Genomic DNA, 14,342 nt, shown 5'->3' with positions numbered 1-14,342 from the left:
GGCCGCCTCCTAGCGGATCGGGTGGTGGACGGTGACCAGTTTGGTACCGTCGGGAAAGGTGGCCTCGACCTGGACGTCGGCGATCATCGCCGCAACGCCGTCCATGACATCTTCCTGATGCAGGATGGTGGTTCCGTAACTCATCAGGTCTGCGACAGTCCGTCCGTCGCGGGCACCTTCCACCAGCTCATAGCTGATGATCGCTATGGCTTCGGGATAGTTGAGTTTCAAACCGCGCTGTTGTCTACGCCGGGCAAGGTCTGCGGCGACGACTATCAGTAATTTTTCCTGCTCGCGTGGCAACAAATGCATGGCCGCTCCTTTGGCTGCGGGAATGGAGGAACCGCTTGTTCCACGCCACTTCCAGCCTGAACGGTCCGGCCTCCATTGTTGGCTTGGACATTGAGGATATTACACCCGGAAACTGTGAATTTTCCCTGTATTGAAGCGTAAAATCACGCCGCGGTCACACCTGATCCAGCCAAGACTCAGAACTCAAAAACCGACCAGCAGATGTTGTTGCGCAGCTTCTGGTCATCGAGGACCAGTTCGCGAATCGATTCCGGCAGTTGCGCTCGCTGCCAAAGACACTCGAGCTGGCCGGCGGCCTGGCTGTGGCCCGCCGGAACGGAAGCACGTACGGCCTTAATAGCATAAGCGGCGGCGCCGAGCTCGTGTGCGGCCACGTGCGGGACGGCACCTGCCTGGCCGGCCGCATAGGCCGCATGCCGTGCGGGCCCGCTGAGTTCTCTGGCTGCGGCCATGGCATGGCCTCCAGCAGCGCGCGCTTCCCTGTTTTTACTTCACCGCGCGTCCAAGCCCTGGCGTGCTCGATCGCCCGGTGTGGCCGTTGATCACCGGGGTGGGCAGTCTCGAAGAGGCCCAGGACGTGCTCGGCGCATAAGGCGGCCCACAGAGCGAGTCGGCAATGATCCGCATCGGTAAGCGTTCCGCCGCGGCGGATCGTCACGAAACGCGGGTCCCCGATCTTCGGAAGGATCATGGTCACACGCTACAGGAACGGGTGTGGCGGCTTGCCGGGCGTAGCAATGAGTGCACCATCACGCCGTCGGCTACGATTGAGGCGACAGCGTGGTCGACAACTACCGTACAAAGCTGACTATTAGGAGCAATACGTGGCACTTATTGAAGCCATTCATGCACGCGAAATTTTGGATTCCCGTGGAAACCCGACCGTTGAGGTTGAAGTACTCCTCGAAGATGGCGCAATGGGCCGGGCAGGGGTGCCCTCGGGAGCATCCACCGGCGCTTTCGAAGCCGTAGAGCTTCGCGACGGGGATAAGGGCCGCTACCAGGGCAAGGGAGTTTTGCAGGCAGTCGAGGCTGTTCTGGAAGTTATCGCCCCCGAATTGGAAGGCATTGATGCAACCGACCAGCGCCTGATCGACTCACTCATGCTGGAACTGGACGGCACACCTAACAAGGCCAAGCTCGGCGCGAACGCCATTTTGGGTGTTTCCCTGGCCGTGGCAAGCGCCGCCGCAGAGTCCGCAGGACTTCCGCTGTACCGCTACCTGGGCGGCCCCAACGCCCACGTGCTGCCTGTGCCGATGATGAACATCCTCAACGGCGGATCACACGCAGACTCCGACGTTGACATACAGGAATTCATGGTTGTGCCGATGGGTGCCTCCACGTTCTCCGAGGGCCTGCGCTGGGGTGTGGAGATCTACCACAACCTCAAGTCAGTGCTTCAGGAAAAGGGTCTGGCCACCGGATTGGGTGATGAGGGCGGCTTCGCCCCCAACCTGCCCTCCAACCGTGCAGCCCTGGACCTGATCCTGGAAGCCATCAAGCGCGCCGGCTACGAAGCTGGCAAGGATGTGGGTCTGGCTCTGGACGTTGCCTCTTCCGAGTTCTTCAAGGACGGCACGTACCAGTTCGAAGGCAAGTCCCTCACGGCCTCCGAGATGAGCGCCTACTACGAGGAACTCGTCCGCGACTACCCGCTCGTCTCCATCGAGGATCCCTTGGATGAAGATGACTGGGAAGGCTGGAAGACCCTCACGGACGCCATCGGCGACAAGATTCAGATCGTCGGTGATGACCTGTTCGTCACCAACCCCGAGCGTCTTGCCCGCGGCATCGAGGCGGCCACCGCCAACTCGCTGCTGGTGAAGGTCAACCAGATTGGCACGCTGACCGAGACCCTGGATGCCGTATCCATGGCCCAGCGCGCCGGTTACACCACCATCACCTCGCACCGTTCGGGCGAGACCGAAGACACCACGATCGCTGACATCTGCGTTGCCACCAACGCCGGTCAGATCAAGACAGGTGCCCCGGCCCGTTCAGAACGTGTTGCCAAGTACAACCAGCTGCTGCGCATCGAAGAAGAGCTCGACGACGCCGCACGCTACGCAGGCCGCAGCGCGTTCCCGCGTTTCAAAGGCTAAATAGCTGCACCGGCCGCGGCCGCTGGATAAGGTGGGAAACACACCTTGTCCGGCTGCCGCGGCTTTGCCGTTTCCGCAACCCACCTCGATAATCCTTTTAGGATGCGACAGGAGTACGGCAAGATGATTTTGATCGGCAGAAGTCTCTAGGAGAACAATGGCCACGCGACGGCCCCCTGTACCCAAAGCAAAATTTACCTCCAGTATCAACGAACCCACGGACAAGGCTGCAGCTTCTGTTCCAACCCTGGCCGCTGAGGCTGAGGGTTCGTCCGCCGCCGCTGGACGCAGCAAAGCCAAGGAACGCCAAACCACGTCCAAACCTGCCGAGCGCCACTTCTCCGATGGCGTGATCCACTCCGCGGGCAACAGTCCGGTGCCGGCACGGTCCTTCTCCGGCCGGCTGCTGGTCCTGGGCCTTGCCATGGCTGCGGTCACCTTGCTGCTGGCCCCCAACGTCCACACGTTCTTGCAGCAGCGCGCGGAAATATCTGCCTTGCGGGAGGACATTTCAGCCAAGGAAGCCGAGCAGGGTGTCCAAAAAGCCGAATTGAACCGCTGGGACGACCCCGCCTACATCAAGCAGCAGGCCCGTGACAGGGTGAGCATGCTCATGCCGGGGGAAACCGGCTACTGGGTCTACGGAGCCAACCCCGACGGCAGCCCGGAAGGCTCCGACCTTTCCACTGCGGCTACATCGGCTGAAGGCAAAACGGCAATAATCGCCACGGAAATCACTGTGGAGCCGTGGGTTGCCGGTCTGTGGGAGGCCGTGCAAAAATCTGCCGAAGTGCACAGTACCCCGACGAAGCCCGCCACTGAACCGGTGCCGACCCCGACACCTGCACCCGAGACGCCGGCAGCAGGCTAAAATGGCTGGTTGAATACCCCCCGCCACACCACGATGCTCCCGCGCTCCGCGGAGAACCCCAGCCCAGTCATGTCTGGGCGCATCGAGACCGTTCCATGAAAGGCCCCTCGTGTCCGCAACTGAAAGTTCCGCCACGGACGGACGCGTCCCCACCCAGTTGGACTTGGACACGCTCAGCCGCCAGTTGAACCGCCCCGTGCGCGACGTCGTGGAAATCCCGGCACGCTGCATCTGTGGCAACCCGCTTGTGGCCGCCACCGCCCCCCGGCTCAGCAACGGAATACCCTTCCCCACCACCTATTACCTGACTCATCCCGTGCTCACCGCTGCCGCTTCCCGGTTGGAAGCTGCCGGCCTCATGAACGAGATGACAGAGCGCCTGGCCGTTGACACTGAGCTTGCCGCCGCCTACCAGCACGCCCACGAAAGCTACATTGCTGCGCGCGAGGCCATCGGCGAGCGTGCTGGCACCGGCCCGGTTCCGGAAATCGCCGGCATCTCCGCCGGAGGCATGCCCACCCGCGTAAAGTGTCTGCATGTGCTGATAGGCCACGCCCTGGCAGCTGGCCCCGGCATCAATCCGTTGGGGGATGAGGCGCTGGCCGCCGTGGCACAGTGGTGGACTGCCGAGAGCTGCCATTGTGCCGGTGCGTGGGACAATCAGGCACCCGTCCCAAACAAGGACCTCAGCCGCCACGTGAAGCATCTCAACCAGCAAAACAGCTGACCTGCCCCCCCGCCGAGTCAAAGAACCTGCAGAAAGGTCCTCTCATGCGCGTTGCCGCCATCGATTGTGGAACCAATTCCATCCGCTTGCTGATCGCCGACGTCGATGTGTCCGACGACGGGAGGCAGCACCTGCGCGACGTGCACCGTGAAATGCGGGTCGTCAGGCTTGGCCAGGGTGTGGATGTCACAGGCATGCTGGGGGAGGAGGCGCTCGAGCGGACGTTTGCCGCCGTCGACGACTACGCGGTGCTGATCCGCGATGCCTCCGTGGAACGCGTGCGCTTCGTGGCCACCAGTGCCACGCGTGACGCAGGGAACCGTGACGTATTCGTTGCAGGCATTCAGGCCAGGCTCGGCCTGGTGCCTGAAGTTGTCAGCGGCGCCGAGGAAGCAGCGCTTTCCTTTGCCGGCGCCGTCAGTGTGCTGCCGGTGCGTGAGAACCAGAATGTCCTTGTCGTTGACCTAGGTGGGGGAAGCACCGAGTTCGTCCTAGGCGATGCGACCGGGGTCAAGGGGGCGCTCAGCACCAACATGGGCTGCGTGCGCTTCACGGAACGGTACCTGCAAAGCGACCCGCCCACGGAGGCGGAAATCATGTCTGCCGAAGCCGCCATTGAAGAAAAGCTTGCCGACGTATCGGCTGTGCTTCCGCTGGATGCGGTGGACAGCATTGTTGGGGTGGCCGGTTCCATCACCACCATCACAGCCCATGCCCTCGGGTTGGCGAGCTACCAAAGCGAGCTGATTCATGCCGCCGTCGTGCCTCTTGAAAAAGTGGATGCTGCGGCAACATCACTGCTTTCCATGACGCGGTCAGACCGGGCCGAGCTGGGGTTCGTGCACCCTGGCAGGGTCGACGTCATTGGGGCGGGCGCACTCATCTGGCGCACCGTGTTGCGCTACCTGGCCAGGATCAGCACGTGCGGGCTCGAATCGGCAACCAGCAGCGAACACGATATTCTTGACGGGATTGCCTTGGGTGCTGCCCGAGCCTGACCCTAAATCCCCAAGGAAACGAGACCTCATGGCGCTAGTCCCACGGCTGCGTAAAGTCGCAGCCGCGTTGCTGACCCTTGCCCTGGCCGGTTCATTGGCGGTGGTGGCAGCCCCTGCCGCATCGGCTGACGATATTCGGAACCGGGAATACTGGCTGACTCAATCCGGCGTGCAAAAAGCGTGGGAAGTCTCCCAAGGTGAAGGCGTGAAGGTGGCCGTCATTGACAGCGGCATCGACAAGTCCCACGTAGACCTGAAGGGCGCTGTGGCGGGCGGGATCGACATGTCCGGCGCCGGGAATGCCGACGGCACCAAGGGAATCGGTGCCGAACCTGAACACGGCACTTTGGTGGCCACCATGCTGGCCGGACGCGGGCACAAAGCGAGCGGCGCCTCAGCATCCGCCTCTGCCAAACCCAGCACGACGGCGGCGAAGCCAAGCGTCGGGGCCGGACCTGATGGGGTTATTGGCGTAGCACCCAAGGCAGAATTGCTCAGCGTTTCCGTATGGCTGGGCAGCGAGAACCCGGCAGGGAAAAACATCGACGACCAGATCCCGGCTGCCGTGAAGTGGGCCGTGGATGCTGGTGCGAAGGTTATCAACATGTCCCTGGGCAGCACGTCTACGTCCTGGCCGCAAAGCTGGGACGACGCCTTTGCCTATGCCGAAGCCAAAGATGTAGTCATCGTTGCCGCCGCCGGGAACCGGAAATCCGGCAATGAACAGGTGGGCGCACCCGCCACCATCCCCGGCGTACTGGCCGTGGGCGGACTTGACCGGGATGGGAGCGCGAGCGTGGATTCCTCCTCCCAGGGGATCAGTATCGGTGTCAGCGCTCCTGCCGAAGACCTGGCTGGGGGACTGCCCGGTGGCGGGTATGCGCGCTGGAGCGGCACCAGCGGTGCTGCCCCAATAGTGTCCGGTGTTGCGGCACTGATCCGCTCCAAATACCCCGAAATGAGCGCGGCCCAGGTGATCAACCGGATCATTTCAACGGCCGTTCCGAAGGGTGAAGGCGTGCCCAACGCGATTTATGGCTACGGGGTGATTGACGCCGCAGCGGCCTTGAGTGCCGACGTCCCGGTGGTGGAGAAAAACCCGCTGGGGAGCATTGATGAGTGGATCCGCGTTCACCGTCGTGGACTGGTGACTCCGCCTGCGAGCGGTGGCAAGCCCGTTGTGCTTGCGCCCAAACCCACGCTGACTGACGCGGCGGCACCGGTGGCCATCCCGGCCGACAAACTCTCCAACACACTACCGCGAACCTTGGTGCTGGGCTCAGGGGGACTTTTGCTTGTGATCTTGGCGGCAGGCGGAACCCACGTGGTGCTCGTTCGCCGTCGAACCGGCAAAGCGTTAGGTTCAGAGCTGTCCGAGGAGCCATCGACAGAGCGTCGGCACTAGGCTGCAAGCCAAATTTCGGCGTTGTGCATTAGGCTAGTGAATATTTTCACAAACTTCTGTATTATAGACGTATGGCAATCACACCCACCTTTTCAGCACGCCCGCGCGTCCTGGTAGTTGGCGGCGGCTACGTCGGCCTCTACACGGCACTCAATTTGCAGAAGAAGATCGCGAAGTCCGGTGGCATCGTCACCCTCGTTGATCCCCTGCCCTACATGACGTACCAGCCGTTCCTGCCTGAAGTTGCCGGTGGCAACATCGAGGCACGCCACGCCGTGGTCTCCTACCGCAGGCACCTGAAGCAGACCGAGCTGATCCAGGGCTCCGTAACCAGCATTGACCACGTGAACCGGACGGCTGTCATTGCCCCGGTTGACGGTGCAACCCCGTTCGAGCTGCCCTACCATGACGTGGTCATGGCTGCCGGCGCAGTGACGCGCACATTCCCGATCAAGGGCCTGGCCGAGTCCGGCATTGGTCTGAAGACCATTGAGGAAGCCGTTGCGCTGCGCAACCAGGTGCTGTCCCTCATCGAGCAGGCTTCCACCGAATCCGACGCCGAGACCCGCAAGCGCCACTTGACGTTCGTTGTGGTCGGTGGCGGCTTTGCCGGCATCGAAACCATCGCCGAGCTCGAGGACATGGCTCGCGCCGCCGTGAAGCTCAACGACCGCATTGACCAGTCCGAACTGCGCTTCGTACTCGTTGAAGCCATGGGCCGCATCATGCCCGAGGTCACCGAGAAGCAGGCACTTTGGGTTGTTGAGCACTTGCGCAGCCGTGGCGTGGAGGTCCTGTTGAACACGTCGCTGGACAACGCCGAGGAAAAGAATCTCAAGCTCATCAACCTGCCGGACAAGACCGTGGCCCAGCAGTTCGACGCGGACACGCTCATCTGGACCGCCGGTGTCATGGCCAACCCGATGGTGCGCTCCACCGATTTCCCCCTGGAACCGCGCGGCCGCGTTTCGACCAACGTGAACCTGCAGATCACCGGCGAATTCGGTGTCATTGACAACGCATGGGCTGCCGGCGACGTTGCGGCTGTTCCGGATGTGACCGGAGGGCTGCCTGACGGAACCTGTGTTCCGAACGCCCAGCACGCCCTGCGCCAAGCCAAGCGCCTCGCGAACAACCTATGGGCCAGTCGCTTCAACAAGCCGTTGAAGGGCTACAAGCACAAGAACCTCGGTGCTGTTGCCGGCTTCGGTGAATGGAAGGGTGTTGCCAAGATCATGGGCATCCAGCTCAAGGGTGCCCCGGCCTGGATTGCCCACCGTGGCTACCACGGCCTGGCCATGCCCACCGTGGAGCGCAAGTTCCGCGTCATCACTGACTGGGTTGTCTCCTTCTTCGCAGGCCGCGACCTGGCCCAGCTGGAATTCCTCGACAACCCGCGCAATGCCTTCGTTTCCGCCGCAACTCCGGCAGCCAAGCCCGCTGCAAAGCCGGCCGACGCGCCTGCCGCAGCTGCACCGGTTGAAAAGAAAGAAGAAGCAGTCGCTTCCAAGTAGTTCACAGTATTTGAAGCAGTAGATAGTATTTGGCGGTCCTCCCACAGTTTGCATCCAAACTGTGGGAGGACCACTTTTTTTGGCCGCACTTTCGGGAAGGGCAATAGACTGCCAACATGAAGATTCGGCGTGAACGGGCGGATGACAGACCAGAAATTCTGGCTCTCGTGGAAGCGGCGTTTCCAGAGTCTGTCGAAGTCAGACTCTTGCGGGGACTGTTCGCGTCGCGGGAGTACATTCCGGAGCTTTCATTGGTGGCTGATGACGAGGGGGAACTTTTAGGCCATGTCATCACCACCCGAGGCTGGATCGGTAAAAATAAATCCCTGGGTTTGGGCCCCATCGCAGTGCTGCCTGAACGGAGGAGGCGCGGAGTTGGCACAGCGCTGATGCGAACCACGATTGCTGCGGCCAATGCGTTGGGTGAGCCGTCAATAGTGTTGCTGGGCAGTGCCGAATATTACCCACGGTTTGGTTTCGCACCGGCGGACTCCTTGGGCATCACCTCCCCGGACCCGTCATGGGGTTCGCATTTCATGGCCCGGGCGTTGGATGCGTTCGTCCCTGGCGCGCATGGGCAGTTCGCATATGCGCCACCGTTCAACACCTCCCGGTAACGGGTTTCTTTTGTGGGCAGCCCATCCAGTAAAGTTATGTGCAGCCGGCGTACCAAGGCCGTGACGCCCCAGTAGCCCAATGGCAGAGGCACCAGACTTAAAATCTGTAAAGTGTCGGTTCGAGTCCGACCTGGGGTACCAACAAAGTCCGTGCTGGTGCGGCAAACATGACTATTTGGTGAACAGTGGATGAACGTTGCTGGCAAAGCACTGGCAATGTCAGTCAGATGGAACAAAAACGTCCTTCTGCATCTTGCTCTTGGTAGAGTTGAGAACATTATTCACCCCCCTATTCTGGAGGATTCAGCACTATGGCACTTGGCGGCAATCCGGTTTTTGCCAATAACAAGAACTTCAAGGACGTCCCTGCTACAAAGCGCGGGCACGTCAATGCCGGTGCGGACACCATGTCCGCTCAGGCCCAATTCTCTGCCCAACAGCTGCAGGATCTCTACAACAAGCCTGCGGCAGGACCGGCCCAGACTGGCCGAATGGGCTACGACGACGTCATTATGAAGACGGTCTTCACGCTCACGCTGGTGCTGGTCGGTGCAGCCTTGGGCTGGATGGTCCCGGTATTGATGTGGCCCGGGGTGATCATCGGCCTGGTCCTGGGTTTGGTGAACTCATTCAAGAAGGAACCCTCACCCCTCCTCATCCTTGGTTACGCCCTGTTTGAAGGCATGTTTCTTGGTGGCATTTCGATGTTCCTTGAAGGGGCGTACCCCGGCATCGTTGTCCAAGCCGTGCTAGGCACGCTGAGCGTATTCCTTGTGACGCTGGTGTTGTTCCGCAACGCCAAGATCCGTGCCACTCCGAAGATGACCCGTTTTTTCATCATCGCACTGGCCGGTTACGCACTGTTCTCGTTGATCAACTTCGGCTTGATGATCTTCAACGTCACAAACAGTCCGTGGGGCATCCGCAGTATGGACATCCCCGGCACCAACATCCCCTTCGGCGTGGTGCTTGGCCTGTTTGCGATCGGACTGGCCGCGTTCTCATTGATCGTGGACTTCACTTCGATTGAAAAGGGTGTCCAGAACGGCCTGCCCGTCAAGTACTCCTGGACGGCAGCTTTTGGCCTGACGGTAACACTTGTCTGGCTGTACGTGGAGATCCTGCGCCTCTTGGCCATCCTGAGGGGCAATGACTGACAGTCACCAACCTCCCCACTAGCTTTTCCAACGCCCGGCCCAATATTTGGACCGGGCGTTGTTTACTAAACCGCTCTTACCCATGCCTGTTGCAGGCAACCTACGAAAGCAGCCCATGAACGTATCCCCTCTGATCTGGGGCATCACCATAGTTGTCATCCTTGCCCTGCTGGCCTTTGACTACTTCTTCCACATCCGCAAAGCCCACATCCCCACCCTGCGTGAAGCAGCCATCTGGTCTTCCATCTATGTGGGACTGGCGCTCGTCTTTGGTGTGGTGCTGTTCGTCTTCGGTGGCGCCACCATGGGCGGAGAATACTTTGCCGGGTACATCACCGAAAAAGCGCTGAGCGTTGACAACCTCTTCGTCTTCCTTGTCATCATGGCAAGCTTCAAGGTACCCCGCGAGGACCAGCAGAAAGTGCTGCTCTTCGGCATCGTCTTCGCCCTGATCGCTCGCACCGCGTTCATTTTCGCCGGTGCTGCACTCATCAACACCTGGTCGTGGATGTTCTACATCTTCGGCATCATCTTGCTGATCACGGCCGGAAACCTGCTCAAGGAAGAAGACAGCGAAGGCGACGACGCAGACAACTTCATCATCAAGCTCGCCAAACGCTTCTTCCATACCTCGGAGAACTACGACGGCGACAAACTGTTCACCGTGGTCAACGGCAAAAAGCTGCTCACCCCGATGCTGCTCGTCATGGTCGCCATCGGTGGCACCGATCTGCTGTTCGCGTTGGATTCCATCCCCGCGATCTTCGGCCTGACACAGAACGTGTACATCGTCTTCACGGCGACGGCCTTCTCGCTCATGGGCTTGCGCCAGCTGTACTTCCTGCTGGATGGTCTCCTGGACCGCTTGATCTACCTCTCCTACGGGCTGGCTGCCATCCTGGCCTTTATCGGTGTCAAGCTGGTGCTGCACGCCCTGCACGAGAACAACCTGCCGTTCATCAACGGCAGTGAGCCCGTCCCCGTCTTCGAGATCTCCACAGGGCTCTCGCTGATCGTGATCATCGGTGTTCTTACCCTGACGATTGTTGCCTCCCTTGTGAGCAAGTCCGGAAAGGCACAGACGGTGCTGAACAACGCCCGACGTCATGCAGATAACTACCTCGACCTGGACTACACGGCTGACGCTACTGAACGTGAGCGGGTCTACACGCTGCTGATGGAGGAGGCCACGATCATTGAGGCCATGGAGCCGAAGTATCGCGACAAGCACAAGGACTCGGAAGAGATTCTTGAGCAAGTCGAAAACGCGCACCAGCAGCACCAGGAATTCCTGGGCAGCTAGTTAAAACTGTTGCTCACTAGGACGCCTGCGCACCATTACGAGCGGAAGTGCCGCCACCATAACAGTGGCGCCTCATGCCGGAATGACGGTGCGCAGGCGTGCAAGTGGTTTCTGGAAGTTAGAGGATCTTGCGTGCTCCGGGTGCGGGGGACACGGCAAAGATGTCCGGAACGGTGAAGCCGGAGTCGGCGAAGGCCTGTGAAATCGCGTCGCGGACAGTTGCCTCAACCGCGGCAGGAATCAGTGCGATCGCAGAGCCGCCAAACCCGCCTCCTGTCATGCGGGCACCCAGTGCGCCGTTGGCCAGGGCAGTGTCCACGGCCAAATCCAATTCGGGGCAGGAGATCTCAAAGTCATCGCGCATGGAGGCATGGCTCGCGGTGAGGAGGGCACCGATGGCGCCTGGTCCGCCGTCGGCAAGCACCGCAACTGTGTCCAGTACCCGCTGGTTCTCCGTCACGATGTGGCGAACCCGGCGGAACGTTTCAGTATCCAGCAGCCCTGAGGCTTCCGGCAGGTCCGCGGCGGAAATATCGCGCAGGGCCGGCACTCCAAATACTTCGGCACCCAGCTCACACGATGCGCGTCGGGCCGAATAGCCCCCAGTTGCGTGGGCGTGGGAGACTTTTGTGTCCACGACGAGGATGAGCAGCCCGGCGGCGGCCAGATCCAACGGCACCAGCTCAGATTCCTGGGTGCGGCAGTCAAGGAACACGGCATGGCCGTCAGTGGCCAACAACGACGCCGACTGGTCAAGAATGCCTGTTGGGGCACCGACAACCTCGTTCTCGGCACGCTGTCCCACGAGTACCAGTTCAGAGCGGCTCAGGGACGCATTTGCCAGCTCGTTGAACGCCGTGGCAACGGCGCACTCGATGGCAGCTGACGAGGACAGTCCTGCGCCGGAAGGAACCGTGGAGTGCAGGTACAGGTCAAAACCGCCAATCGCCACGCCCAACTGCCGCAGGACCCATACGACGCCCAGCGGGTATGCCGTCCAGCCCTGCATGGTGTCGTGGGAGAGTGTGGACAGGTCAACCGTGACCGTTGTCTGCTCGCCGTGGCTTGAGCGCAACCGGGCGGTATTGTCCTCGCGCAGCTTGATGGCCACGGCTGCGGCACGGTCAATGGCAAACGGCAGCACAAAGCCTTCGTTGTAGTCCGTGTGCTCGCCGATCAGGTTGACGCGGCCTGGTGCAGACCAGACACCGTCCGGGGATGTGCCAAAGATATCGGCAAATTCCTGGGCCACTTGGGTTGCGTCGACAGTTGCGCTCATGCCTGCACCACCTTAAGTCCGTTGGACTTAAGCGCGTTGGAGGTTTCACGCAGCTTGGCCGCCACCTGCTCAGGGGTGGTGTCATTGATGAACGCACCCATGGCAGCTTCGGAGCCGGCGAGGAACTTCAACTTATCTGCCGCACGCCGTGGAGACGTCAGCTCAAGGTGGAAGCGGCCCGCAGGACGCAACACGGCATCCAGCGGAGCTTGGTGCCAGGCGGCAATGTACGGTGTGGGCGTGTCATACAGGTTGTCCACGGTGCGCAGAACATCCAGGTACATGACCGCCAACTCATCACGCTCTTCATCATTTAGCGCAGCAAAGTCGGGCACGTGACGGTGCGGGGTGAGATGTACTTCTATGGGCATATGAGCGGCAAAGGGAACGTAGGCGCTGAAGTGCTTGCCTTGGGCGATCATACGCTCACCGGACTCGGACTCCTTGGCAACGATGTCACCGAGCAAGGTGGCGCCGCCGTCGTGCTTGTCAAAGAACGCACGTGCAGCATCGGCCATGACCTGGCTGCGCGGGGGTACATAGGAGTAGGCATAAATCTGGCCGTGCGGGTGGTGCAATGTGACGCCAATGTCCTGGCCGCGGTTCTCAAACGGGAACACCTGCTTGATGCCTGGCAGTGCGCTGAGCGCCTCCGTGCGGTGCGCCCAGGCATCAATGACGGTGCGTGCACGGTCCGTGGACAGCCCACCAAAGGAACCCATGTGCTCGGGCGTGAACGCAACCACTTCGCAACGGCCAAAGGCGCGGCCCGTCGTTCCCCACTCAGGGATTTCCGGAACCGGCCCCACTGCCGGGCCCAGCGACGGGAAACGGTTTTCAAACACGGCCACGTCATATCCGGAGTCGGGAATTTCAGAGAGATTGGCGCCCGTGGTGGGACACAGCGGGCACTGGTTGGCCGGGGGCAGGTACGTGCGCGACTGGCGGTGCGCGGCAACAGCAACCCAGTCACCGGTCAACGCATCAAAGCGCAATTCCCCGGTGTTCGCTTCCGAACGGGGGTCAAGCGGGCGGGTGTCACGGGCCGTGTGGGCGTGGCCGGTGTTCCCGTCATCAAAGTAAATAAGCTCGCGGCCATCGGCCAGGGAAGTGGTGGTGGCGATGGTCATGATGACTTTCTGTTTGATGGGCTCATGGCATCCATGGGCGCCGGGGCCTTGATGAAGTGGGGCACACGGGAAGCGAACAGTTCGGTGGTGGTGGTGCTGGTGGCGTCGTCGGTAATGATGGTGTCCACCGCGGACAATGCTGCGATGGCTGCTAGTGAGCGGACATGGAACTTGGTGCTGTCCGCCAAGATCACCAGCCGCGACGTGGCTTCAATGAAGGCGGCGTTGGTCTCGGCCTCCAGCCAGTTGGGGCTCGTCAGCCCGCGCTGTGCATCCAAGCCGTGGACGCCCATGAAGCAGATATCGGTGTTCAGATGGGTCAACGCCATGCGTGCCACCGGACCCACAAGGGCCTCTGAGGGTGTGCGCTCCCCACCCGTGACAATGACCTTCAAATCCGAGTTGCCTTGTTGGCGGTACAGCAATTCGGACACTTTAAGCGAGTTGGTGACAACCGTCAGCCCTTGCAGACGATCAAGCTCGCCAGCCAGTGCAATGGCAAGCTGATAGGTGGTGGTCCCGCCCGTCAGCGCAAGCGTCATCCCGGGATGGACAAGCGCCAGGGCCTGCTGCGCGATGGCACCCTTTCCCGCAGTTTCCTTGTCCACATTGAGCAGGAAGCCGGGCTCCAAGGCGCTGAGCCGGGCCAGCCGCATGGCCCCGCCATGGATCTTCCGAGCCAAGCCACTCTGATCCAGGGCTTCAATGTCCCGGCGAATGGTCATCTCACTGACATTCAGGGTCGTGGCAACATCTGCCACGCGGACTGCTTCATGGAGTTGGAGCTCCTTCAGGATGCGTGCTTGACGCTCTGGTGCCAGCATGAGAGGTCCCCTAATCTCGACGTGTCAACTAAACAGTTTCAAACAAAAGTTTACATTAGGAACTGAATTTTCGCACCAGTTGACGAGAAACCACTGCGAT

13 protein-coding genes, 1 tRNA gene and 1 pseudogene are annotated in these 14,342 nt (G+C 60.9%); 10 read left to right on the top strand and 5 right to left on the bottom strand.

The window, feature by feature from the left end:
- Positions 1–9: 9 nt before the first annotated feature.
- A complete protein-coding gene (locus JMA46_RS10235) occupies positions 10–312 on the bottom strand; it encodes an urease subunit gamma (RefSeq protein WP_207345233.1) in 303 nt (100 codons plus the stop codon).
- Between the two features lie 176 nt (positions 313–488).
- Positions 489–1,003: pseudogene (locus JMA46_RS10230) on the bottom strand (putative immunity protein).
- A 133-nt stretch (positions 1,004–1,136) separates the two neighbouring features.
- On the opposite strand from JMA46_RS10230, the gene eno reads away from it, so the two are divergent.
- From eno to JMA46_RS10180, 10 genes are all read left to right on the top strand, one after another.
- A complete protein-coding gene (gene eno, locus JMA46_RS10225) occupies positions 1,137–2,417 on the top strand; it encodes a phosphopyruvate hydratase (protein WP_207345232.1) in 1,281 nt (426 codons plus the stop codon).
- A gap of 157 nt (positions 2,418–2,574) precedes the next feature.
- On the top strand, positions 2,575–3,288 hold the full coding sequence (locus tag JMA46_RS10220; RefSeq protein ID WP_207345231.1) for a septum formation initiator family protein: 714 nt from the start codon (positions 2,575–2,577) through the stop codon (positions 3,286–3,288).
- A gap of 109 nt (positions 3,289–3,397) precedes the next feature.
- A complete protein-coding gene (locus tag JMA46_RS10215; RefSeq protein WP_207345230.1) occupies positions 3,398–4,015 on the top strand; it encodes a DUF501 domain-containing protein in 618 nt (205 codons plus the stop codon).
- A 44-nt stretch (positions 4,016–4,059) separates the two neighbouring features.
- Entirely contained in the window at positions 4,060–5,013 is a 954-nt protein-coding gene (locus tag JMA46_RS10210) for a Ppx/GppA phosphatase family protein (RefSeq protein ID WP_207345229.1), read from the top strand.
- A gap of 28 nt (positions 5,014–5,041) precedes the next feature.
- Positions 5,042–6,418 carry a S8 family serine peptidase gene (locus JMA46_RS10205; protein WP_207345228.1) on the top strand — a complete coding sequence of 459 codons (1,377 nt, stop codon included), beginning with the start codon at positions 5,042–5,044 and terminating at the stop codon, positions 6,416–6,418.
- A gap of 71 nt (positions 6,419–6,489) precedes the next feature.
- A complete protein-coding gene (locus JMA46_RS10200) occupies positions 6,490–7,932 on the top strand; it encodes an NAD(P)/FAD-dependent oxidoreductase (protein WP_207345227.1) in 1,443 nt (480 codons plus the stop codon).
- Positions 7,933–8,048: 116 nt separating this feature from the next.
- Complete coding sequence (locus tag JMA46_RS10195; protein WP_207345226.1) at positions 8,049–8,549, top strand: N-acetyltransferase; 501 nt, start codon at positions 8,049–8,051, stop codon at positions 8,547–8,549.
- 65 nt (positions 8,550–8,614) lie between these two features.
- Positions 8,615–8,690 (top strand) — tRNA-Leu (locus JMA46_RS10190).
- Between the two features lie 170 nt (positions 8,691–8,860).
- Positions 8,861–9,706, top strand: coding sequence for a Bax inhibitor-1/YccA family protein (locus tag JMA46_RS10185; RefSeq protein ID WP_207345225.1), 846 nt, complete (start codon positions 8,861–8,863; stop codon positions 9,704–9,706).
- A 115-nt stretch (positions 9,707–9,821) separates the two neighbouring features.
- Entirely contained in the window at positions 9,822–11,009 is a 1,188-nt protein-coding gene (locus JMA46_RS10180; RefSeq protein WP_207345224.1) for a TerC family protein, read from the top strand.
- Positions 11,010–11,127: 118 nt separating this feature from the next.
- Here the strand turns inward: JMA46_RS10180 and galK are convergent, their stop codons facing one another.
- Genes galK through JMA46_RS10165 form a run of 3 tightly spaced genes read right to left on the bottom strand, consistent with a single transcriptional unit; the run spans position 11,128 to position 14,242 of the window.
- Positions 11,128–12,288, bottom strand: coding sequence for a galactokinase (gene galK / locus JMA46_RS10175; RefSeq protein WP_207345223.1), 1,161 nt, complete (start codon positions 12,286–12,288; stop codon positions 11,128–11,130).
- Positions 12,285–13,418 (bottom strand): galactose-1-phosphate uridylyltransferase, encoded by a 1,134-nt coding sequence (gene galT, locus JMA46_RS10170; protein ID WP_207345222.1) that lies wholly within the window; start codon positions 13,416–13,418, stop codon positions 12,285–12,287. Before galT ends, galK begins: the two co-directional genes overlap by 4 nt.
- The gene (locus JMA46_RS10165; RefSeq protein WP_207345221.1) at positions 13,415–14,242 is read right to left on the bottom strand and encodes a DeoR/GlpR family DNA-binding transcription regulator; all 828 of its coding nucleotides are present in this window, start codon (positions 14,240–14,242) and stop codon (positions 13,415–13,417) included. Before JMA46_RS10165 ends, galT begins: the two co-directional genes overlap by 4 nt.
- Between the last annotated feature and the right edge of the window lie 100 nt (positions 14,243–14,342).

Source organism: Arthrobacter sp. E3, assembly GCF_017353415.1.
In the GTDB taxonomy this organism is placed as follows: Bacteria; Actinomycetota; Actinomycetes; order Actinomycetales; family Micrococcaceae; genus Specibacter.
Note: the sequence above shows the minus strand (reverse complement) of the source record. Positions and strands in the feature narration are given on the sequence as shown.